General features: G+C 29.3%; 21 protein-coding genes and 1 other annotated feature. Of the genes, 5 read left to right on the top strand and 16 right to left on the bottom strand.

The annotated features are described in order from the left end of the window. Window positions 1-67: 67 nt before the first annotated feature. Window positions 68-1,372, top strand: coding sequence for an aminotransferase class V-fold PLP-dependent enzyme (locus tag ACJDTP_RS08785; protein ID WP_078115986.1), 1,305 nt, complete (start codon window positions 68-70; stop codon window positions 1,370-1,372). 164 nt (window positions 1,373-1,536) lie between these two features. Here the strand turns inward: ACJDTP_RS08785 and ACJDTP_RS08780 are convergent, their stop codons facing one another. Continuing rightward, window positions 1,537-2,754: a 6-phosphofructokinase gene (locus ACJDTP_RS08780; protein WP_078115985.1), complete on the bottom strand. Its 1,218-nt coding sequence runs from the start codon at window positions 2,752-2,754 to the stop codon at window positions 1,537-1,539. A gap of 188 nt (window positions 2,755-2,942) precedes the next feature. On the opposite strand from ACJDTP_RS08780, the gene ACJDTP_RS08775 reads away from it, so the two are divergent. Both ACJDTP_RS08775 and ACJDTP_RS08770 read left to right on the top strand, forming a co-directional pair. After that, window positions 2,943-3,494 (top strand): manganese efflux pump MntP, encoded by a 552-nt coding sequence (locus tag ACJDTP_RS08775; protein ID WP_078115984.1) that lies wholly within the window; start codon window positions 2,943-2,945, stop codon window positions 3,492-3,494. 57 nt (window positions 3,495-3,551) lie between these two features. Continuing rightward, window positions 3,552-3,965 carry a Fur family transcriptional regulator gene (locus ACJDTP_RS08770; protein ID WP_011967930.1) on the top strand — a complete coding sequence of 138 codons (414 nt, stop codon included), beginning with the start codon at window positions 3,552-3,554 and terminating at the stop codon, window positions 3,963-3,965. Between the two features lie 167 nt (window positions 3,966-4,132). Here ACJDTP_RS08770 and ACJDTP_RS08765 read toward each other — a convergent pair whose 3' ends face one another. The 6 genes from ACJDTP_RS08765 to ACJDTP_RS08740 form a co-directional block, all read right to left on the bottom strand. Then, window positions 4,133-5,038 (bottom strand): D-alanine--D-alanine ligase, encoded by a 906-nt coding sequence (locus ACJDTP_RS08765; protein WP_077843546.1) that lies wholly within the window; start codon window positions 5,036-5,038, stop codon window positions 4,133-4,135. Window positions 5,039-5,193: 155 nt separating this feature from the next. Further along, window positions 5,194-5,826: an endonuclease III gene (nth, locus tag ACJDTP_RS08760; protein WP_171773412.1), complete on the bottom strand. Its 633-nt coding sequence runs from the start codon at window positions 5,824-5,826 to the stop codon at window positions 5,194-5,196. Between the two features lie 16 nt (window positions 5,827-5,842). Then, on the bottom strand, window positions 5,843-6,547 hold the full coding sequence (locus tag ACJDTP_RS08755; protein ID WP_077837109.1) for a lysophospholipid acyltransferase family protein: 705 nt from the start codon (window positions 6,545-6,547) through the stop codon (window positions 5,843-5,845). Window positions 6,548-7,073: 526 nt separating this feature from the next. Continuing rightward, a complete protein-coding gene (epsC, locus tag ACJDTP_RS08750; protein ID WP_271811645.1) occupies window positions 7,074-7,664 on the bottom strand; it encodes a serine O-acetyltransferase EpsC in 591 nt (196 codons plus the stop codon). A gap of 140 nt (window positions 7,665-7,804) precedes the next feature. Beyond that, window positions 7,805-8,716 carry a cysteine synthase A gene (gene cysK, locus ACJDTP_RS08745; RefSeq protein WP_406760948.1) on the bottom strand — a complete coding sequence of 304 codons (912 nt, stop codon included), beginning with the start codon at window positions 8,714-8,716 and terminating at the stop codon, window positions 7,805-7,807. Window positions 8,717-8,816: 100 nt separating this feature from the next. Beyond that, window positions 8,817-9,108: a binding site (T-box leader), on the bottom strand. Window positions 9,109-9,289: 181 nt separating this feature from the next. Then, on the bottom strand, window positions 9,290-10,537 hold the full coding sequence (locus ACJDTP_RS08740) for a magnesium transporter MgtE N-terminal domain-containing protein (protein ID WP_077843543.1): 1,248 nt from the start codon (window positions 10,535-10,537) through the stop codon (window positions 9,290-9,292). Between the two features lie 560 nt (window positions 10,538-11,097). Here ACJDTP_RS08740 and ACJDTP_RS08735 point away from each other — a divergent pair. After that, entirely contained in the window at window positions 11,098-13,098 is a 2,001-nt protein-coding gene (locus tag ACJDTP_RS08735) for a YgiQ family radical SAM protein (RefSeq protein WP_406760947.1), read from the top strand. Between the two features lie 174 nt (window positions 13,099-13,272). On the opposite strand, the gene ACJDTP_RS08730 is transcribed toward ACJDTP_RS08735, so the two are convergent. Next, entirely contained in the window at window positions 13,273-13,938 is a 666-nt protein-coding gene (locus ACJDTP_RS08730; RefSeq protein ID WP_171773410.1) for a hypothetical protein, read from the bottom strand. Between the two features lie 51 nt (window positions 13,939-13,989). After that, the gene (locus ACJDTP_RS08725) at window positions 13,990-14,868 is read right to left on the bottom strand and encodes a YegS/Rv2252/BmrU family lipid kinase (RefSeq protein WP_011967921.1); all 879 of its coding nucleotides are present in this window, start codon (window positions 14,866-14,868) and stop codon (window positions 13,990-13,992) included. A gap of 305 nt (window positions 14,869-15,173) precedes the next feature. On the opposite strand from ACJDTP_RS08725, the gene pssA reads away from it, so the two are divergent. Then, on the top strand, window positions 15,174-15,701 hold the full coding sequence (gene pssA, locus ACJDTP_RS08720) for a CDP-diacylglycerol--serine O-phosphatidyltransferase (protein WP_077843540.1): 528 nt from the start codon (window positions 15,174-15,176) through the stop codon (window positions 15,699-15,701). Between the two features lie 68 nt (window positions 15,702-15,769). On the opposite strand, the gene ACJDTP_RS08715 is transcribed toward pssA, so the two are convergent. The 7 genes from ACJDTP_RS08715 to ACJDTP_RS08685 all read right to left on the bottom strand — a co-directional run bounded on the left by ACJDTP_RS08715 (window position 15,770) and on the right by ACJDTP_RS08685 (window position 22,335). Then, window positions 15,770-16,114, bottom strand: a complete 345-nt coding sequence (locus ACJDTP_RS08715; protein WP_078115979.1) for a hypothetical protein — start codon at window positions 16,112-16,114, stop codon at window positions 15,770-15,772. Between the two features lie 84 nt (window positions 16,115-16,198). Further along, window positions 16,199-16,555 (bottom strand): hypothetical protein, encoded by a 357-nt coding sequence (locus ACJDTP_RS08710; protein WP_406760946.1) that lies wholly within the window; start codon window positions 16,553-16,555, stop codon window positions 16,199-16,201. Window positions 16,556-16,566: 11 nt separating this feature from the next. Continuing rightward, entirely contained in the window at window positions 16,567-17,109 is a 543-nt protein-coding gene (locus tag ACJDTP_RS08705) for a rubrerythrin family protein (RefSeq protein ID WP_078115977.1), read from the bottom strand. A 149-nt stretch (window positions 17,110-17,258) separates the two neighbouring features. Next, a complete protein-coding gene (locus ACJDTP_RS08700) occupies window positions 17,259-18,629 on the bottom strand; it encodes a SpoVR family protein (protein ID WP_406760945.1) in 1,371 nt (456 codons plus the stop codon). A gap of 4 nt (window positions 18,630-18,633) precedes the next feature. Continuing rightward, window positions 18,634-19,806 carry a sporulation protein YhbH gene (yhbH, locus tag ACJDTP_RS08695; protein WP_077843538.1) on the bottom strand — a complete coding sequence of 391 codons (1,173 nt, stop codon included), beginning with the start codon at window positions 19,804-19,806 and terminating at the stop codon, window positions 18,634-18,636. Between the two features lie 8 nt (window positions 19,807-19,814). Further along, window positions 19,815-21,737 carry a PrkA family serine protein kinase gene (locus ACJDTP_RS08690; protein ID WP_078116077.1) on the bottom strand — a complete coding sequence of 641 codons (1,923 nt, stop codon included), beginning with the start codon at window positions 21,735-21,737 and terminating at the stop codon, window positions 19,815-19,817. 460 nt (window positions 21,738-22,197) lie between these two features. Beyond that, window positions 22,198-22,335 carry a CPC_1213 family protein gene (locus tag ACJDTP_RS08685; protein ID WP_017212516.1) on the bottom strand — a complete coding sequence of 46 codons (138 nt, stop codon included), beginning with the start codon at window positions 22,333-22,335 and terminating at the stop codon, window positions 22,198-22,200. Window positions 22,336-22,412: the final 77 nt, after the last annotated feature.

Below are 22,412 nucleotides of genomic sequence, written 5' to 3'. Positions count from 1 at the left end.
ATTTTACAGCCCTCTTAAGCGAACAATAAATATATTATAGGAATAATATATATTGGAGGAGATGCATATGAAGATAGAAAATAAGGAAAACATTAAAGACTTATTTGTTGGATTAGATGAAAAAGTGTGTGATTCTGATGGAAATTGTATAGATGGAATAAATTTTGATAATGCAGCTACAACTCCGCCTATTAAGTCAAGTATTGAATATATCAAACAATTGAGCAATACTTATGCTTCTATAGGACGAGGAACAGGTCAAAAAGCTGAAATAACTACCAATTTATATAAAGAATCTAAAAATTTTTTACTGGATTTTTTCAATGTAAAAGATAAAGATAAATATGTTGTAATATACGTTAGCAATACAACTGAAGGTATAAACAAATTAGCAAAAACTCTTACTAAAACTCCAGACGAAATAGTATTAACCTCTAGAATGGAGCATCATTCAAATGATTTGCCTTGGCGAAAAAGAGGTAACGTCGATTATATCGAAGTAGATCAACAAGGCAGGCTCAAACTTGAAGAGTTGGAAGAGAAACTAAAGAAAAGCAATGGTAAAATAAAATATGTATCTCTTACTGGAGCTTCTAATGTAACTGGTTATATAAATCATATTCATTTTATAGCAAAACTGGTTCATAAATATGGTGCCAAATTGATTGTAGATGGTGCACAACTTGTACCACACACAAGAGTTAATATTAGCGGGGACACAGATGATGATCAAATTGATTTCTTGGTATTTTCGTCGCACAAAATTTATTCTCCCTTTGGTGTAGGAGTCATAATAGGATTAAAAGAGGATTTCATGGATGCAGATCCTGATTATTTAGGTGGTGGAACTGTTGAATTAGTAATGGATAGAGAGATTGAGTTTCTTCCCCCACCAGAGAAGAATGAAGCAGGAACACCAAATTTTTTGGGTGTAATGAGCTTAGTTAATTCATTACGAGTTATTAATACCATTGGATACGACTATATAGAAAAACATGAAAGACTTCTTTTAGAGCACACTATAGAAGGACTTAAGAAAATCCCTAAAATTATAAACTATGGAGATACTGAAAACATCAGTGATAGGCTTGGAATTGCCACCTTTAATATAGAGGATATGTATCATCATGATGTAGCTGATATCTTGGCTAAAAAGAAAGGAATTTCTGTAAGACATGGCTGGTTTTGTTCCCATCCATATTGTAGAAGACTCATGAACGTAAGTGAAGATGAAGCTAAAGAATTCCTTGATAATCCAGATAAAAAAATGTTAGGAATGATACGAGTAAGTTTTGCATTATATAATTCAATTGAAGAAGTGGATACCTTTTTAAATGTATTAGAAGATATCTCTTTACGAAAAATAAAATAATAAATTTTCTTTATTTAGAACTAAAAATAAATAGTACAATAAAATTTATTATACTATTGAAAATTCTATTAATTTATAGGATGTATAAATGAAATTCTTCATATATACATCCTTCTATTAGTTAAATATTAAAACATCTAAGCTTATGATTTTATACTTATTATCTATTGATTAAACACCTTATATTTTGGAAGATTTCTCTCAAACTCTAAACTAGGAGCATCTTTGATTAATGGCTCAAAATATGAGCATGCTTCAGGTGTTACAAAATTACCTTCTTTATTAATCCATTCTATAGGGAAATACTTAACATTATTTGCTACATCTTCTGCCTTAACTAATGGATAATTAACTTCATAAGGCTCATTAGATAACCTGTTAATGCTAACCATTTTCCCTGATTCTCCTTGTGAAGCATATTGTAAAGCCATCTTTCCAGCATTATACGCTTCTGTCAAATCAGTGTCTGAAGCACAATGCATTGCACAACGTTGAAGAACCCCAAGTTGTAGTGCTTTTACCCTTGTTGTAAATCCAGCATCAAGAATTAGCCTTCTCAAGTATTCAGATACCCCTCCTAATTGAACGTGTCCAAATTTATCTTGAGAAACACAATCAAATTCAGAAATGAATCTTCCATCTTTATCTCTTATTCCTTCTGATACAATTATATACACTTTATTTTGTTCTTCAAATCTTTGCCTAACATCATTCAAAAATTTGATTTTATCAAACGCTGCTTCAGGAAGGTATATAAAATCTGCAATTGGTTTTCCATCAAGCTTTGCAATACATGCAGAAGCTGCAAGCCATCCTGTATCTCTTCCCATCGTTTCTAAAATAAATATACCGTTATTTATGTAAACTGATGCATCTAAATATGTTTCAAGCGCTGTTGTTCCAATGAATTTTGCTGCACTGCCAAAGCCTGGAGTGTGATCAGTGAATTTTAAATCATTATCAATAGTTTTAGGTATACCTATAAAACTTATTCCAATATCATTTTGTTTTGCATATCGTGAAAGCTTTGCTATGGTATCCATAGAATCATTTCCACCAACATAAAAGAATGATGTTATATCATATTCTCTAAGTATTTCTATTAAACTTTCATATTCTTCACTACAAGAATCTAAATCTTTTAATTTATACCTACAAGATCCAAGCCCTGAAGATGGAGTAAATCTAAAATTATCTATTTCATTTTCTGAAACTGATGACAAATCAATTATATTTCTATTTAATATACCCTCAATACCATTTAGGCCTCCATAAACTTTTTCAAAAGTTTTTAGTTCTTTATTAGCATTTAAAAGTCCTACTACACTTGAATTAATTACTGCCGTTGGCCCCCCAGATTGAGCTATTATACAATTTGACATGAAATTTCCTCCTTGTTTGCTATACTAATTTGGTTAAATATGCTATACTATTTAGCCAATAGTAATACACTATTTATTAATATACAACAAAAAAAAGATTTAATAAAGACTTTTTTTTAATTTTTTGCATATATTAAAAAAACTTTAATTATTATAGAGTAAGTCTAATTTTAAAGGAGGAAGAGAAAATGAATTTGTACGACATTATAATAATAGGAATTGCACTGGCCATGGATGCTTTTGGCGTAACATTAGGAATCGGTCTAAATCCTAGAATTAATAGAATCCATAAAATAAAGTTTTTATTATCATTTGCATTCTTTCAGTTTTTATTTACATACGTAGGTGGAAGTTTAGGATATTTATTTGATACTTATATTACAAGCATCCCTTCCATTGCTGGTGGAATAATTATGGCAGTCGTAGGAACTCTTATAATAATAGATGGCTTTAAGGAAAAAGAAACTGAAATTTTAATAAAAAATAGTACTTGTTTAATACTTGGAATATCCGTTAGTATAGATGCACTAGTTATAGGATTCACTGCATTTCATGAAATTTCATACAATCTTCTACTTTGTGTTGATTCAATTTTAATTGGATTAATCACTTTATTTACATGTACAGTAGGATTTTTTATGTGCAGATATATTAAAAAAATAAAATTTGTTACAACGTATGCTAACTTTTTTGGCGGGATAGCTCTTATATTTTTTGGTTTTAAGATGATATTTTTTTAAGATATTAAATATATGTGATATAATATATTTAATATTTAGCTGTTAGGGGATATGAAAATGGAACCAAAGGAAATTCTTAAAAATAAAGGAATTAAAATAACTAAAGGAAGAACAGAAATCCTAAGTATATTAAAAAATTCTGAAAACAGTTTGTCAGCTGAAAAAATATATCAGATTTATAAAAGCAACAATATAAATATAAATTTGAGCACGGTTTATAGAACTTTAGAATTATTTGAAGAAAAAGAAATTATTGAAAAAATAACTCTAAATGATGGAGTCTTTTCATATAAGCTAAAAGGAAAAACTCATAGGCATCATTTGGAATGTGATATATGTCACAAAGAAGTTGAAATCCCTTGTCCTATGCTTCAGATTCAAGAATTAGTTCAAAATGCGACTGGCTTCACTTTAACAGATCATGACTTGGTTATGAAGGGCGTTTGTAAAGATTGCAAAAAGAAACAATAACTAAGTTGTCTTAATATAAGTTATATTTTCTAAAAGGTTTTACTGGAAGATTTGCAGATTGTTTTCAATAGAAATTATGATAAAAACTACTTGTCTAAGGTATTCTTAAACAAGTAGTTTTTCAATTTTAATGTTATAAATATTTAAAAAGTTTTATAATTCATATACTATCTGCTTATTTTCAACGAATCCTGTATGATCATATCTATCAGTTCTGAAAATCCTATATTCAAAGCTGCTGCACTTTTAGGAATTAGGCTATTTTTAGTCATTCCTGGAAGAGTATTTATTTCTAAAATGTATGGTACGCCTTCCTCTGTAACTATCATATCAACTCTAGAATACACTTCGCATTTAAGTGCTTTATAAGTTTCTAACGCCATCTTTTCTACTTCCTTGTGTAACTCTGCTTCTAGCTCAACTACTATTTCTTCTGCCCCTCCATCTTGATATTTAGATGTAAAGTCAAAGAATTCAGCCTTAGGCTTAATTGCAATTACTGGAAACATTTTATTATTATATACAGGGCAAGTTATTTCATCACCTTTTATAAATTTTTCTATCATAACTTCGCTATCCCATTTAAAAGCTTCTGAAACACAGTTTTCAATTTCCTTCTCTTCTTTAACTATGAATGTTGCAACACTTGATCCACCATGAGTAGGCTTTACTACAACTGGATATCCTAATTCATTTATTTTATTGAAATCTATATTATCGCCTTTTCTTAGGTTAATCCAAGGAGCAGTCCTAATCCCATTTGCCTCTAAAACGGATTTTGATACGTCTTTATCCATGCACATAGCACTACTTAAAGGCCCACACCCTGAATATGGTATACCTAGTGTTTGAAGCACTGATTGAACTGTTCCATCCTCTCCAAATTGACCATGTAAAGCTAAAAGTGCGAAATCTATCCCTTTAGATTTATTTATTATATCTTCTTTTTTATCTATTACAATTGGTAGCACTTCATACTTTTCCTTGTTTATATTTTCAATTATAGATTTTCCACTTTGCAATGATATCTCTCTTTCTGATGATATACCACCCATTATAACTCCAATTTTCATAGATTACCTCCAAAATACTTATTAATATTTCCTGTTAATTAAATTTATTCATTCTAACTTATCTTTATTTTATTAAATTAACGGCACAATTAAAAGAACCACTTTGACTATAAATTGTCTTAATTGTGGTTCATGAAAATTTTATAAATATTCTTTTATTTGTTAGTTTTATTATCATAACTACATAAATCCTTTATTGGACATTCCCCACACTTAGGATTTCTAGCACTACAACATCTTCTTCCATGAAATATAAGTAGATGATGCATAAGAGTCCACTCTTTCTTTGGTAGTTCTTTTTGTAATTGTTTTTCAACTTCTAAAACATTTTCTGAATCTGCAAGTTTTAATCTATTTGATACTCTAAAAACATGTGTATCTACAGCAATAGATGGCACATTAAAGGCATTTGATAAAACTACATTAGCTGTTTTTCTTCCCGCTCCAGCAAGTGAAGTTATTTCCTCCATTGTCTTTGGGACTTCTCCATTAAATTTTTCCTTAAGTTGATTGAACATAAGTATTAAATTCTTGGATTTATTTCTATATAAACCTATCTGCTTTATCCGTTCTTCAAGTTCCTCGTTTGTTAATGTTAAAAGAGAGTCTAGATCTGGATAATCTCTAAATAGATCTTTTGTTACCTCGTTCACTTTTTTATCTGTTGTTTGAGCAGACAATATTGTAGCTATAAGTAATTGGAGTGGTGTTTCATAATTCAATTCACACTTTGCATCTGGATATGTCTCTTTCAATATATCTACAATTTTTTTTGTCCTTGCTTTCATATCTTTTGTAATCTCCTTACTTATAAATTCCTCTATACCTTTCGGGTAAGAGACTCGCTATGCTCCTCATTAGGATATCCATACATTTATTATCATATTCATGTTTGTCTTCATCCTTCTCTTTAGCAGGAAATACAATTTTTTCACCTATATTTATAGTAACGTCAGCATGCTGCCATTTCTCTGCTCCCATATCTCCACTTTTACTTATAGGTAATAACTTATCTGTTCCAGACATACCAATTGGAATTATTTCCGCTTTTGCCATTCTTGCAAATAACAGAATTCCCTTTTTACCTTCTATCATAGCACCTGTCCTACTCCTAGTGCCTTCAGGAAATATTAAAATATCATTTCCTTCTTTAAGAGTTTTAACAACTCTTGTAATAGCTTCTTTATCAGCAGAATTAGGTTTAATTGGTATGTTTTTCACTATCTGAGTTCCTAATTTTGTTATTGGATCTTCTGACAATTTTATTCCCATTACAAAATGTGGATCACTTTTCTCTTTTAGCATTTTTGATAAAACTAATCCGTCCGAATTACTCAAGTGATTGCATACAAATATTCTTGGTTTTTTTACTTTATCTATATTATCTGCTCCATTAACAGTTATGTTAGCATATTTTCTTATATAATTATCTACTATTTTTTTTGCTATTTTTATAATTATCCCTTCTGGCATCATTCTTATTAATTTTATTGCAACTGGTGATAACATTTTTCTCCAACCTTTCTTAATAATCACATTTTATATTATACTACTAATTACATTTTATTACAATTATTCAATTCTATACAAGTATTACATGCATAATATATTATTGATCATTATTTATATACATTATATATGCTTTCATATGTCTATGCAATTACCAAAAATATTAAGGTTATTGTAAGATTTCATACCAAATATACTAATATCTTCTTTTACTATTCTAACTTATTTGCAAAAAGCATTTTAATTATAACCAAGATAAATTAATATAACTTATTTAACTTTAGCAGAATCTCCATATAAAAAAATACATTAACTAAACTTTCTTGCTCTAAAGTTTAATTAATGCATCTCTTAATTTTTAAATTATAATCCATTTCTTAATAAAATAATTAATAAAAAAATTCTCTGTTTTAATATTTAGTAAAACCTCTTAACTTAGTAAAATTCCTATAAATAAATGCTACTGAACTATACAAGATACGAGTTTATATTAATTGCGCTTCATATATTCCCATACTATAAAGCATTAAATAACCATATCGTTAAATATTTTCTTTTTGCGTCCTTTTAAATCACTAATTTCAATTATTGCTGCACTTGCACTATTTCTAACAATATTTTTAGCCTGAACTCCTATTGCTGTTGCACTTGCTGGTACATTCTTTACAACTACAGCATTAGCTCCTATCTTAGCACCCTTTCCTACAGTTATAGGTCCAAGCACCTTTGCACCTGTACCTATTAAAACATTATCCTCAATAGTTGGATGCCTTTTCCCTACATCCTTACCTGTACCGCCTAGAGTTACACCATGATAAAGCGTAACATTATCGCCAACTTCTGCAGTCTCACCAATAACTACTCCCATTCCATGATCTATAAACAACCCTTTTCCTATCTTAGCTCCTGGATGAATTTCTATACCTGTAAGAAACCTAGATAATTGGGAAATTAATCTCGCTAAGAAAAACCATTTCTTTAAATATAGGGCATGTGCAATTCTATATGATATTAATGCATGAATACATGGGTACAATAATAATACTTCTAGTTTACTTTTAGCTGCTGGATCTTCATTTAAAACTCTTTCTAGATCGTAATTCAATTTTTTAAACACAGCCTATTCTCCTTTCTATAGTTTTCAGTAGAGCTTTTCACATATACAATTATTAATAGAACTTCATTAGTATCTTAAGTTAAATCAATTGTTTCACTGTTAATTGCTGATGATTAATAAAACTTTTATAGTTAAATTAATTAATCATATAATCCCATAGATATATACTTTTCTCCCCCATCTGGAGCAATAGCCAATACCTTTTTACCTTTTCCAAGCCTTTTTGCAACCTGTATTGCTGCATATACAGCTGCACCTGAAGATATTCCAATCAATACACCTTCATTTTCAGCAAATGCTTTTGCTGTTTTAAATGCATCTTCATCTCTTACCTGTAGTATTTCATCTACATATTCTTTATCATAAACTCCTGGAACAAATCCTGCTCCTATGCCTTGAATTTTATGACCACCTGGATTTCCACCGCTTAAAACTGGTGAATTTGCTGGTTCAACTGCAAATGCTTTAATATCCGAATTTTTCTTTTTTAAATTTTTAGATACTCCTATTACAGTTCCACCACTTCCAACGCCTGCAACAAAGGCATCTAAATCTGGAATGTCTTTATATATTTCTTCCGCTGTTGTTTCATAGTGCTTTTCTGGATTAGCTATATTCTCAAATTGTTGAGGGATAAAAAATCCTTCTCCGCTTCCTATTTCCAGAGCCTTTTCTATAGCTCCTTTCATCCCCTTAGATCCTTCAGTCAATACAAGATTTGCACCGTATGCTTTTATAAGATCTCTTCTTTCCTTACTCATTGTTTCTGGCATTACTATTGTTACATTATAACCTTTCAATTTCCCTATAAGTGCGAGTGCTATTCCTGTATTTCCGCTTGTAGGCTCTACTATTGTTGCTCCTGGCTTTAATACGCCTTCCCTTTCAGCTCTCTCAATCATTCCTAATGCTGCTCTGTCTTTAACGCTTCCACCCGGATTAAATTTTTCAAGTTTTACGTATATATCTGCACTATTTTCGTCCTTAATTAAATTATTAATTTTTAAAATAGGTGTATTTCCTATTAACTCTAATCCTCCATTATAAACCATATTATTATTCTCCTCCTCAAATTTCTACTAATTTTAGTATATCTTTTTACATTGATTTTATATTAAATATAATAAAAAAACTTCATCCTCCATAAAAAATTATAGAGACGAAGTAAAATTCGCGGTTCCACTCTAATTGGATTAAATAACTAATCCCTCTCAATTTTGATACTTAAGATATCATATCACTATAACGGGTGATCCCGGAAAATCATACTAAAAAATATATCAAAAAAATCAATGGATATGCTCTCACTCCATTTCTTTAATATATTTGATTTCAAATTTCAACTCCAAAGAGCACTTCACATAAATTCTAGATAAAAAGTTCTCAGCATCCTTTTCTCTCTGTAAACTTCCTTTATGCTACTTTTCTTTTTCATAGTTTTTAATTCTTAGTGTTTTGATAGGTTTTATATTATAATTATATTCTTTCTAAAAAAAAAGTCAATACTTTTTAAAATTTTAATCAAAAAGTATTGACTTTCTTAAATATATAAAAATAAGTAATCCTTACAGGTAAATAATACAAATAAAACATTATTCTTATTAAAAATCTAAATATTTTATGTTCTAATTTTTCTTCTTCCAAAGAGGATACAAAAATTCATCTATCAAATCATGAATAATTACTATTCCAATTAATTTTTCATATTCATCTACTACTGGCACTGAATTCAAATCATATTTTGAGGCAACTTCTATAGCTTCGCTAATTTCATCATCATGCCTTACACGTGATACAGAATAATCCATTATTTCTCTTATCTTTAAATCATTATCATTAACTATTAAGTCTCTTAAAGATACTACCCCTTGAACACGTTCTTCTTCATCCGTTATATAAATATAATAAATAACTTCCTCATCTGGTTTTGTTTCTTTTAATATCTCAATAGTATCTCCAACTGTAATATCTAGATTAACAGATATAAATTCTTTACTCATTATACTACCAACAGTTTCATCCTCATATTGCAACAATTCCTTAACTTCATCTGCATCTTCTTTTTCTAAATTTACTAATATTTTTTCTCTTTCTTCTTCATCTAAATCATCTAACAAATCAGCTATCTCATCGTTAGGCATATTTTCTAGCACTTCTACAGTTTTGCTGTCAGATAATTCCTTAATTATTGTTCCCTTATATTCTGAATCTATTTCCTCTAATGTATCGGCTGCTAAATCCTCATCCAGTGATTCCAATACTTGTTTTCTTGAGTTTGTATCTAGATTTTCTAATATATCTGCAAGGTCCGCTGGATGTAGAGTTGATAATTTTTTATATGGTATGGATAATTTCAAATTATTTTCAATCATTTCCAAGGACTCAACATCATCCCATCTTAAGACTTTATCTTCTAACTTCTTTCCTATGATTCCGTATATGAATTTCATAATACCAGCTATTTTTAGTCTTCTATATCTCGCTAATTGCCCTGTTTCAACTCCAATAACTCTGTATTCTCCTGCAATTCTTGCAATTCTCAAATCATTAACTCTTACAACTTGTTTTCCATTTATATCAACTATCTTTTTATCTAATAGATTTTCTGAAAGAAGATAACTATACCTCATCGGTAATATTTCTTTACTTCCTCTTGTTGTGATCTTAATTTTACCATCCCTATTTAAAAATTCTATATATCTAAACTCATAATGAAAGGCTACTCCGTCCTTTTTAAGCTTATACCCAATTATTCTAGGATATCCATCCTCTGTAGTCACATAAATATCTCTTAGAGTTCCTAAAACATCACCAAACTCGTCATAAACTTTTTTATCTAAAATGTTAGTATATAGAAATATAGATAATTCCATCTTAATTATTCCCCCTACTTCTGCAGAAAGAAAATCCTTAAGTGAAATTAGTATTGTAACTAAATTACATCTACTTATATCTTTTAAGGCAAGATAAAAGATTTTCCTTCTGAATATATTTAGTTTTTGCTATATTATAGTTTATATTCTGAGGTCCTTCCTCCATCTTTTACACCGCCCTGTATATCTTCACTTAGTTATAATTTACTACTATCTCTAATTATTATATTACATAGAAGTAAAAAGGCAATAAATTTTTATTTTTAATTTATCTTTTAATTCAAATACAAATTTCATTAATTACTCCTCAATCTGTAAATTATAAATATTTCTTTATAAGTTGCTTTGAATTTACACTACCCTTGACTATTGATATTGTTTGTAAACTAATTATTGTTATGTTAATATACTTTAAGAATAAGCTTTAAAAGCTTGTTCGTTTGATTTTTTAATTATTTATTACGTTAGTATAATATCTAAATATAATGATCTTTAATATACGTAATTTTAATATAAATGTGGTTTAAATAAAATAAATTAAGAATTGGAGTTAATATTATATGAAGCTTTGTAAAGAATTCTTACCTATTAGTAAAGAAGACTTAAAAAAAAGAAAAATTGACCAATTGGATTTTATTATTGTTTCTGGCGATGCTTATGTAGATCACCCTTCTTTTGGTACTGCTATTATAGGCAGAACTCTTGAAGCACAAGGTTTTAATGTTGGTATTATAGCTCAACCTAATTGGCATAGTTCTGAGGATTTCAAAAAATTAGGTAAGCCTAAATACGGTTTCCTAGTTAATTCAGGGAATATAGATTCCATGGTTAATCACTATACAGCCGCAAAGAAAACAAGACGTGAAGACTTATATTCTCCTGGAGGAGAGGCTGGCCACAGACCTGATAGATCAATAATTGTTTACTGTAACAGAATACGTGAAGCTTATAAAGATGCAGCTATTGCAATTGGAGGAATAGAAGCAAGTCTTAGACGTTTTGCACACTATGATTACTGGGATAACAAAGTTAGAAGAAGTATCCTTGTAGATTCTAAAGCCGATTTATTGATGTACGGTATGGGCGAAAAAACCGTTGTTCAAATTGCAGAGTTATTAAGATATGGAGCAAATATTAAAAATATAACAAGTGTTCGTGGGACTTGTTATTTGACTAAAGATATATCGAATATTAAAAATGCAGTTATAGTACCTTCATTTGAAGAAGTATCTACGGATAAGGAAGCTTATGGTGAAGCCTATAAATTGGAATATTACGAACAAGATTCTATAAACGGCAGAACCATAATTCAACAATACGGTGATAGATATTTAGTTCAGAATCCACCTCAAGAAAACTTAACTCAAGAAGAAATGGATATGACATATGATTTACCTTACACAAGAACCTATCACCCTATATATGAAGAAAAAGGCGGCATACCTGCAATACAAGAAGTTAAATTTTCTATAACAAGTCATAGAGGCTGTTTTGGTTCATGCTCATTTTGTGCTCTAACATTTCATCAAGGAAGAGTGATTCAAAATAGAGGGCAAGAATCAATAATTGATGAAGCAAAGCTTTTAACGACTTTACCTGATTTCAAAGGATATATTCATGATATTGGAGGCCCTACTGCAAATTTTAGACATAGAGCTTGCAAGAAACAAATAGAACATGGTACTTGTAAAAATAAACAATGTATGTTCCCTAGTCCATGTAAAAACTTGATAATAGATCATACTGAATATCTTTCTCTATTAAAGAAAGTCAGAAAACTTCCTGGAATAAAAAAGGTATTTATACGTTCTGGTCTAAGATATGATTATTTAATACATGATAAAAATGATGCATTTTTTAAAGAATTATGCGAGCATCATATTAGTGGGCAATTAAAGGTTGCTCCAGAACATGTAGTTCCAAAAGTATTGAATCAGATGGGTAAGCCAACAAGAGAAGTCTATGATAAATTTGTTAATAAATATTTTCAAATTAATAAACAAATAGATAAAAAACAATTTCTAGTGCCTTATTTAATGTCATCTCATCCAGGTTCTGACCTAAATGCAGCAATAGATTTAGCATTATACATTAAAGAGATGGGATATACACCTGAACAAGTGCAAGATTTTTCTCCAACACCAGGAAGCTTATCAACAACAATGTATTATACTGGATTTAACCCAATTACAGGAGAAAAAGTTTATATTCCAAAAACACCTGAAGAGAAAGAAATGCAAAGGGCTTTAATACAGTTTGCTGTTCCTAAAAATTATCAAAAAGTAAAGAAAGCTCTACTTAAAGCTCATAGAGAAGATCTAATTGGCAATGGTAAAAACTGTTTAATAGGTTTTACTCCTGGAAAACTAGGCTATCAAGGTAAGCATAAATCAAATGATGGTCCTAGGAATAACTCAAGTAAAAATTCAAGTGCTAGTAAAATGTCTAATGAAAAAAATTCTATAAGTAATACTAAGAAGAATTCAACTAATGGCAATAAAAAGCACTCAAATAAACATTCATCTGATAATTATTCAAATAGAAGAAAAAGAACCATATAAAAAGAAAGGATACTTAGTTGCTTGATATTGCAACTAAGTATCCTTTCTGTCTATTAACCGCTAGCACATATTACTCTTATTCAAAAAAATCCTCTACACACTTATAGCAACTTACCTTAGTATTACCTACTGTTTACATATTCTAAAGCGCGAATTAGTACTTAATACATTTTCCTAGGAACGATAATTGTTCTTTGGCAATATTTTAAAGCCATTTAATACTAAATTTATGATTATAAGAAATAGCATATCTCCAATTACTGAGTAAGGGAAGAGTTTAATTCCACCTAGAATAATAATATCCTCTATCATTACTATTAATATTGCTATAATTATAAACCATATTCCTTTTTTATTTGCGTATGGCCTATCTAATAAAATTACATTTAGTATCAGTAATGCACCAAGTAGTATTAGTGAAAACAAAAATAAAATAGTTTCCTTATCTATCTGTAAGATAAATCCATATAAATAATTTACCTGAACTGTCAACTTTGAAGTATGCATTATTACAGCATAAATAATACATACTGTTGCTGCAATAACATATGTTCCACCAAAGTTTAATTTTTCAGACCTTAAATAAACATAGCTTACAGCTAGCACTATAAGAGGCACTGATAGATGATTCAAAAATATTACTGGTTTTAAATAATATATTATTGTACTATTCTTGAGTATACACAATAAAAATAATGCTACATGCCTTAATAAAAATAATGTAATTACTAATGCCAAATATATTTTTATTTTCTTTGGTGAAACCTCGAGATTCTTTCTTATAAGTGAAATTGACAAAAAAATTATAAGTAACAAAAATAAATAATATGCAAAGTTCACAAATTACGCTCCATTCCATATTCCTGTTACTTATATTTATTACTGTCTAGCTTATTTTATACCTAAAAGTTTAATTCCACCCTTAATACATTGAACCCTCAATGGAAAATCAGGCCCTCTTTCTCCATCGATATCTGTAACAATATCTTCTGGAGATTCTATATACAAATCATCTGTTTTAAAATAAACCACTTTATCTGAATCTAAATGCTCGCCCTTTAAAAGCTTTATAAAAAGTGGTATTAGCTCTATTATTTGTATAGCCTTAAATATTATCACGTCGAGTTTTCCGTCTGTAACTTCTGCTTCTGTAGCTAAGTTAAAGTTTCCAGCAGTTTTACCATTAAACACCAAGAGCAAATACATCTCTCCGTCATAATCACATTCTTTAGACGATAACTTTATCTTTAACTTTCTAAAGTTAGGTAATTCTTCAAGACCTTTTAGATAATATGCTAATTTTCCTATTGTATTTTTTAAGTTCACATCAGTTTTTTGAGATACATCCGTGAAAAGTCCTGAGCTTGCTACATTTATAAAATACTTCTCATTTATCTTTCCAACATCAACAGCCACTGGCTTTGAGCTTAATATTTGCTTACATGCTTCTTCTATATCATTTGGCATATTAATAAACTTTCCAAAGTCATTTGCAGTTCCAACTGGTAATATACCTATAGGTATATTTATGTTTTTATTTTTCATAGCATTTACTAAAGAATCCACTGTTCCATCCCCACCAGCTATTAAAATATAGCTATAGGTTTCATCTATTATATCTAATGCTTCTGCTAAATCTTTACCCTTTTGAATTCTATATGGCACTACTATTAATCCTACTTCTTGGTGTAGTTTTATAATATTGTCTAATTCGCTTATTATACTATTTTCTCCTGAGTATGGGTTGTATATGAATCTAACCTTTTTCATAAATTAACCTACCTCCAATAAATTTTCTTAAATTATTATTTATATACATAAAAAATAGCCTTAAAATAATTCTTAATACAAGATTATAATTAGCTCTAAATACATATATTAAATTCCTATAAATATTTACATATAATACCTATAATACCTTTGTCATAGAGTTTATTATATCATTTTACTTACTTAATGTCGATACTAGATAATCTTAATAAAAACTTAAAGTTAATTTTACACCTTATATTATTTTCATTTATGTGCTATAATAACTCTTTGTAAGTATTTTTTATAATTTTAGGAGTGATTTTATGAGGAAAAGTTGTATTCCTAATGTATTTACCTTTATTAATTTATCTTGTGGAATTATATCTATATTATCAGTAATGAATGAAAAGTATGCAATATCAGGTGCATTTATTTTATTAGCAGGATTGGTAGATAGGTATGATGGAAGAATAGCTCGTTTTTTAAACGTTTCTAGTGAATTAGGTAAAGAATTGGATTCTTTAGCTGACTTAGTTTCATTTGGAGTAGCACCATCTATATTAGTATATATATTATTCAATCTTGAATCTTTTGGACCTAAAGGATTATTTGGATTTATAGTTTTATTGCTATTTCCAATTTGTGGTGCCTATAGATTAGCCAGATTTAATACTACTGATTTTGACGGCGCTTTTACTGGTGTGCCAATAACAATAGCAGGTTGCTTTATGGCATTCTTTTCATTGATTATATTTAATTTTAATATTACACCATCGATTTATCTTGTTGTTCTTTTGATGATCCTTGGTTCATACTTAATGGTAAGTAAAATTAAGTTAAAGAAATTTTAATTATAGTCCATAATAAAAAACTCTATCCTAAAGTTTCAAGATAGAGTTTTTTTGTTTAGTTTTCATCATTATTCTTCTCTTTCTGAGTTTTGAAAATTCAATTCATTATCTATTTCAGTAAATATCTTATCTTTCTCTGTACTTACTGTAATATATTCATTTTTAATCTTGCAATACTTTAGATAAGAGCCTTCACATCGTTCTAAAGTGCTTATCAACTTATCTATTAATTCACCTACATTTTCAACTCTATCTAGTGCTTTCTTAACTTCACTTTTCTCTGCTAAATTTACACCATATAGTTCTGATGCTCCAGCAATTAATAGTCTATAAACATCCACATAATTCTTTAATAATACACTTAAATTATCGATATCTTCATATTGTTTTTTAGCTAAATCATTAAATCTCATAATTAATCCTTTATAAAAAATTAATACTATCTAATAAAATATTTGTAGTTAATCCCTAATAAGTGACTAACTACAAATAATACATTACATTCTTAATGTTTCACCATCAGCATATTCATTATCTATATCATTAAATATATCGTTAGAGCTATAATGTTCTTCTTCACTTTCAACTATATCATCAAACTTATATTTTTCATGGCAAGGTTTTTGAAGCAAATCTTCATCTAAATCTAAAAACATTATTCCTTTGTTTGAAATATCTTCATCGTGGTACGTGCTCATCTGAAACATTTTATTTTCTTGCGGCTTTTCACTGAGAGTCATACTTTCATCAATCTGAAAATACTTAAACTCCAAACTTCTGTTCATAGGCTTCTCTTTCAAACCCTCTACATAAACCACAGGAACCACAAATTCTTCAGGATATTCATAAATCATATGTTTTCCCCCTACTTACAATCCTCATTACATAATCTTCTAAAATATGCTCTTGGATATCTACATAATGGGCATTTCATAGGTGCTTCCTTACCTTCGTATATATAACCACAATTTAGACATATCCATTCTTCTTCTCTATCTGATTTAAATATCTTACCTTCTTTGAGTTTTTTAGCTAAATCTAAAAATCTCTCCTTATGATGTTCTTCAACTTCCTGAAGTTCTTTATAAAAGTCTGCAATATCGTCAAAACCTTCTTCTCTAGCAATTTCCTCAAATTCTTTATAAATTACTTTACTTTCTTCAGATTCACTAAGTGCAGATTCTATCAAATTATTTTTTGTATTATTAATCCTATCTAAATATCTTCTAAACACTTCTCTTGCATGAGCTTTTTCATTACCTGCAGTTGCTTCAAATACCTCTGCAACATAGAGGAAACCATCATCCCTAGCTTTCTCAGCATAAAAAGTATACTTATTTCTAGCTCTAGACTCTCCTGCAAATGTTTTAAATAAATTTCTTTCAGTTTGACTACCTTTTAAGTTCATCTTTGTCTCCCAAAATATTACTTTCTCTCATATATAAACTATTCATTTTTATACTTTTGGTTACCTCATAAGTTAACTCATAATGATGAAACATGCTTATTGACTCAAATCATAAAGTATTGTTTATTATTTTTCATAATCCCGACCTTTTAGGATACAATTATCTTCTTTTCCTGATTACAAGTTAAGATTACTTCTTGCTTATCGCTTGATTTAGTAATTAGCCTAACATCATGTCCCCATAATTCTTGAACGTACTTCAACGTTTCTTTTGCATAAGAAAGCTCAAGTGGTCTTCCGTCAAAAACATTTTCTAAAGTCAATGTATAGTTTTTCTTATTCAAATCAATAACTCTAATATATGGTATATTCCCCATACCTGCAGTATAACTCAAAGTATCTCTAATAGTTTTCCAGCCAGTATCATCTGAAATTTCTTCAATGACAACATCAAAAGTTCTTTGATTATATTGAAATAAATTTAATTCTTCGCACAATTCTTTAGTTAAATAACGCCGTAAGAATGAAGAATCTCTTTCAATTTCTCTTACTTCAAATATTTTTTCCTTTCCATATCTTTTTTCAATATCTTCGAATAGTTTGAATCCAACATAATAAGGATTTAAACCGCCTATAGCAGGAGCTATTACATCATTATGCCTTTTCAAAAACTCTAGATGGAGTTCTTGTGGTAATTCTAATTGTTTTAAAATATTATAATGTGTATAGCTTGCCCATCCTTCATTCATAATTTTAGTTTCAATTTGAGGAATAAAATATTCTGTTTCTCTCTTAACAATTCTTAATATTGTTTTCTGCCATTCTTGTAACTGACCATAATTTATTATAAATCCCATGAGATCATCAACAGGCTCCAATGGAATCTTATCTAAATCTGGTAAAGTAATTTCTTCATAAGGATCTAAAATATCTCTATTTTCTTTTTTACTTTCATAATCTTTTAAAATATTTTCTTTAATCTCATTGTTAGTTAGTTCTTTAACTCCAACATTTCTTTTAGATTGATACCTTATCGCATGGCCTGCATCTAGTATTCTTTCGACTTCAGAGTATCCAATACTTGGATCATCAATATAATCTCTTATTATTTTAGTATCTAAATTAAACATTTCTAAAGTATATTTAGCATTAGTACCCTCTTTAAATAATCTGTTATTTCTGAAGAAATCATTATGCCCATATACATGGGCCATTGTTAATATCTGTAACAATAACGTATTATCCTTCATTAAATATGCTAAACAAGGATCTGAATTAATAACCATTTCATAAGGAAGGCCAGTAAGATTTAAAGAATAAAGTGTTTTACTTTTCTCATAAGATTTACCAAAACTCCAATGTGGATATCTTGAAGGCATTCCAACATAAGCTTCATATCCAATCATCTCATTAAAGCCTATAATTTCAAATTCTTGAGGATAACATTCTAGCCCATATTCCTTAACCTTTTTCTCTATTTTCTCATTCCACTTTTCAATATCACTAAAGCTATATTCCAATTTCTTATTCCTCCTTTAACTCCTTCCTAAGCATAATCTTAAGTGCATCCCATAAGTCCTTCTTCTCTTTTATAATTACAGGAACAAATTTTTCATTAGTTATCTCTTTTTTAAATTTATGATACATTGTAGTTGTATATGTTGATGGTAAAAGTTCAGCATAACCAAACATATTACTAACCTCACATATATTTTTTACCGCTGCAACTGCTTTTTCATTATCTTCAGACCAGTTATCTCCATCACTTGCGTATATGCTATATATATTCCATGCTGCCGGAGGATACTTCTCTTCAATCACCTTTAATGCCTCATTAATGCCACTAGATATATAAGTACCACCAGATTCAGACTTATGGAAAAATTCGAATTCATCTACTCTCTTTGCAACTGTAGTATGATATATAAATTCAAATGCTATATTGTTGTATTTTCTTTTTAGAAAAGTTGCCAACACAAAAAAGTAAGATCTTGCTAAATATTTCTTAGTCACATCCATAGAACCAGAGGCATCCATAATAAATAGCATTACTGCATTGCTATCTTTTTTAGGTTTTAATTTAACTCTATAGTACCTAAGATCCTCCTCTCTAAAAGGAAACCTATCTAACTCTTCATCACTTTCTAATTCCCTTAATGCTCTCTTCTTTCCTTGCTTTCTTGCTATCTTTGACATAACTGTTTTCTTTTTTGCAAGTCTTGGTCTTATTCCATGAGTTTGATATCCTCTCTTCTTACCACTAGTTTCAGTAACTATTTCTGAATATTTTTTTTGATCCAAATTAGGTAGGTTGAGATCTTCAGATATATAGTCCATTAGCTCCTCGAGAGTGATTTCTGTTTCATATATATCATCACCCTCTTCATTTCCAGCTCCCTGGTTTCCTTTGGCTAATTTCTTATTTCCATTCCCTAATTTTTCTCCTCTTTTTTCGTTACCTACTCCACTAGCTACTCCCTTAGAGTTCTTTCCATAAACGAATTGATATTCCTTAATACCTTTAATTGGTATCTTAAATTTTTTGTTTTTGCTCTCTCCAACGATACTCTCTTCTGATAATATATCACCCAAATTTTCTTTTATTGATTTTTCTACAAGTTGCCTATGTCTTCTTCTATCTTCTATGGATCTGTCGTGATCAATTTGATTGTTAGTGTAATCTCTAAATATTGCCATAAGCTAATCTAGTCCCTCCATAAGTTATTAGCTGCATACTTTAAGATTACGTCACAACAATGAAGACAATATCCGTTTCTTTTCATTTCTTCAACCATAGAATCATATTTCTCTGCTTGTTCCTTATCTCTAACCTTTGATTTAGTTATGATTCTTGATAAATCTTTAACTGAAGCTGTTAATTTCTTTTCTATTGCTTCCTTCAAAGGTTCATAAGAAGTATAATCTAATTTTCCGCCTTTCCTAACTATATAGAACATATATGAAGTCACATCTGATCTAAAGCCTTTAGCTGATGCGGCATATACACCTATTTGCTCTTCTATGCTTCTCATAAATTCTTCATCTGGATTAAGTTCTTCACCAGTTGAAACATCTTTTATCTTAGTCTTATTTACATATGCCTCAGCATTATCTATATAATTGTTAAATAAACTCTCAGCTTGTTCTCTAAATGAATGAATAAATGCCTTTGTAATTTCTCTTTCAAGAATTTTATTATATTCTTTTCTTATATTATCTTGAATAAAGCCTAAATATTTCTTTTTATCGTCTGCCGCGATGTCTAGTTCTTTAACAGATTTTATTATGCTTTCCATTATGCTAAGTGGATTTATACAGTCATGTCCTGACTCAGCAAGTGCATTGTCTATTGCTTTTATTATAAATCTTGTACTTATTCCCTTCATGCCCTCATATTGGCCTGCTTCTTCTCTAAGCTCTCCAATATCGATCTTCTTCGTAGTCCCTTTTTCAACAATTTCTTCGCCATTGTAAATCTTAAGTTTTGTAACTGCATCTACTTTAGCTGAAGGTGTTAATCTTGAAAGTATTGCAAACATTGCTGCGATTTCAATAGTATGTGGTGCTATATGTGCTTTAAAATTGCTCTTCTTTAATATTTTTTCATATATCTTAACTTCTTCATCTAGTTCTAAGCAATATGGAACTTCAACTTTTACAATTCTATCTAAAATTGCTTCATTTGTATGATCTGATTTAAATTTATTCCATTCTGCCTCATTTGAGTGAGCAACTATAACTCCATCAAAGTAAATCATTGAGCCCTTACCTGGAGATGGTACTGATTTTTCTTGGGTTGCAGTAATTATTGTATGAAGATATTCAACATCATTCTTAAATACCTCTATAAATTCTACTAGTCCACGGTTACCGACATTAAATGCTCCATTTAGAGAAAAAATTCTTGGATCATCTTCAGAATACATATCCATCTTAGAAATATCAATTGATCCTGTTAGTATTGATGTATCCTGATTATTTGGATCAACAGGTGGAACTACTCCAATTCCCTTTCTTGATCTAATAGAAAATCCTGTTCTTTCAACCGGAAAATCTTCATAAACTCCTTTAAGTTCATTAACAAGTTTATACCTGCATACTGGGCATAAATCTCCTTCGATTTGTACTCCTAGCATTTCCTCAAATTTTGGTCTTAAATGTTTTGGAATTAAATGAAGAGGTTCTTCATGCATTGGGCATCCCTTTAATGAATAAACTGGTTCACAGCTTTCTAAAGCTGATTTTAAACTCTCAACTATTGAAGATTTACCTGCTCCTACTGGACCAACAAGGTATAATACCTGTCTTGATTCTTCACCTTTCATGGCTGCTGATTTAAAATAACTTGCAAGTTTCATTATAACTTTATCAATTCCATAAAAATCATTTTTAAAAAAACCATATTTTCTTATTACATCATTTCCATAGATTTTTCTTACTCGAGGGTTTTCTTCACCTTTTAACTCCTCTACGCCTTTGCTCATAATCATCTCATAGATTCTTTTATGAGCAAGATTGACAACTTCTGGATTCTCCTTAACAATATCTAAATATTCTAGAAAACTTCCTTCAAACTTTTGGGTGTTAGACTTTTCTCTATCTGTTTCTATAAATTCTTTAAAGTTCATACTCATAAACACTCCTCCTCCTTTATAACTAAAATATATTCAATTAAACAAAGACATTATGACTACTTTTTTCAAATACTTACTGTTTAATTCCTATTAAATAAAAACCTAAACAATAACCATACAAATTTATCACTTAGTGAGTGTTATTTCATAACTTTATTAAATAACATCCATATAATAATTTTGTTTTCCATTGTAGCCTGTCTAATATATAGATATTTTGATATTTCTAATTAATAACTATTTATTAAATAAATTAATAATATTTCAAATTTATACCTTAAAACATTAAATTCTTTTGCACTAAAAAAGGAATATTTTAAGTTCTTTATACTTAAAATATTCCTTCTTTAACTATTAAATTGTTTTGTCTATTACATAATTTATATTCCAAAAATCATTCTACAATACAATTATATAATATCTGCAATTGTGCCTATGTTTAATTTCTACCCTACTAGTCAAAAGTTCTTGGAGTAAATTCAGAATCTTTCGCTTTTGGCTCACCAAAAACTGATTTTACACTTTCTGCTTGTGGATTATGATTTAAAGTCTTATGTTTGCTTGTATGTTTCTTTTTCATACTGTTGTCCATTTATATCACTCTCCTCTTCCTATTGACTCTTTAATATTATGTGTATTTCGGACTGTTTTATGCTGGCTAATGTTGTA

Source organism: Candidatus Clostridium helianthi (genome assembly GCF_045310795.1).
In the GTDB taxonomy this organism is placed as follows: Bacteria; Bacillota; Clostridia; order Clostridiales; family Clostridiaceae; genus Clostridium; species Clostridium helianthi.
Note: the sequence above shows the minus strand (reverse complement) of the source record. Positions and strands in the feature narration are given on the sequence as shown.

Excerpts from the sequence above, each read along its gene's own strand:
- ACJDTP_RS08725 (WP_011967921.1), bottom strand. The coding sequence starts at position 14,868 with ATGAAAAAGGTTAGATTCATATACAACCCATACTCAGGAGAAAATAGT.
- ACJDTP_RS08755 (WP_077837109.1), bottom strand. The coding sequence starts at position 6,547 with ATGTTATCACCAGTTGCAATAAAATTAATAAGAATGATGCCAGAAGGG.
- nth (WP_171773412.1), bottom strand. The coding sequence starts at position 5,826 with ATGAAAGCAAGGACAAAAAAAATTGTAGATATATTGAAAGAGACATAT.
- ACJDTP_RS08785 (WP_078115986.1), top strand. The coding sequence starts at position 68 with ATGAAGATAGAAAATAAGGAAAACATTAAAGACTTATTTGTTGGATTA.
- ACJDTP_RS08765 (WP_077843546.1), bottom strand. The coding sequence starts at position 5,038 with ATGAAAATTGGAGTTATAATGGGTGGTATATCATCAGAAAGAGAGATA.
- ACJDTP_RS08735 (WP_406760947.1), top strand. The coding sequence starts at position 11,098 with ATGAAGCTTTGTAAAGAATTCTTACCTATTAGTAAAGAAGACTTAAAA.
- ACJDTP_RS08740 (WP_077843543.1), bottom strand. The coding sequence starts at position 10,537 with ATGGAATTATCTATATTTCTATATACTAACATTTTAGATAAAAAAGTT.
- pssA (WP_077843540.1), top strand. The coding sequence starts at position 15,174 with ATGAGGAAAAGTTGTATTCCTAATGTATTTACCTTTATTAATTTATCT.
- ACJDTP_RS08715 (WP_078115979.1), bottom strand. The coding sequence starts at position 16,114 with ATGAGATTTAATGATTTAGCTAAAAAACAATATGAAGATATCGATAAT.
- ACJDTP_RS08685 (WP_017212516.1), bottom strand. The coding sequence starts at position 22,335 with ATGGACAACAGTATGAAAAAGAAACATACAAGCAAACATAAGACTTTA.
- ACJDTP_RS08705 (WP_078115977.1), bottom strand. The coding sequence starts at position 17,109 with ATGAACTTAAAAGGTAGTCAAACTGAAAGAAATTTATTTAAAACATTT.
- ACJDTP_RS08710 (WP_406760946.1), bottom strand. The coding sequence starts at position 16,555 with ATGATTTATGAATATCCTGAAGAATTTGTGGTTCCTGTGGTTTATGTA.
- ACJDTP_RS08780 (WP_078115985.1), bottom strand. The coding sequence starts at position 2,754 with ATGTCAAATTGTATAATAGCTCAATCTGGGGGGCCAACGGCAGTAATT.
- ACJDTP_RS08775 (WP_078115984.1), top strand. The coding sequence starts at position 2,943 with ATGAATTTGTACGACATTATAATAATAGGAATTGCACTGGCCATGGAT.
- yhbH (WP_077843538.1), bottom strand. The coding sequence starts at position 19,806 with ATGGCAATATTTAGAGATTACACTAACAATCAAATTGATCACGACAGA.
- ACJDTP_RS08770 (WP_011967930.1), top strand. The coding sequence starts at position 3,552 with ATGGAACCAAAGGAAATTCTTAAAAATAAAGGAATTAAAATAACTAAA.
- ACJDTP_RS08690 (WP_078116077.1), bottom strand. The coding sequence starts at position 21,737 with ATGAACTTTAAAGAATTTATAGAAACAGATAGAGAAAAGTCTAACACC.
- cysK (WP_406760948.1), bottom strand. The coding sequence starts at position 8,716 with ATGGTTTATAATGGAGGATTAGAGTTAATAGGAAATACACCTATTTTA.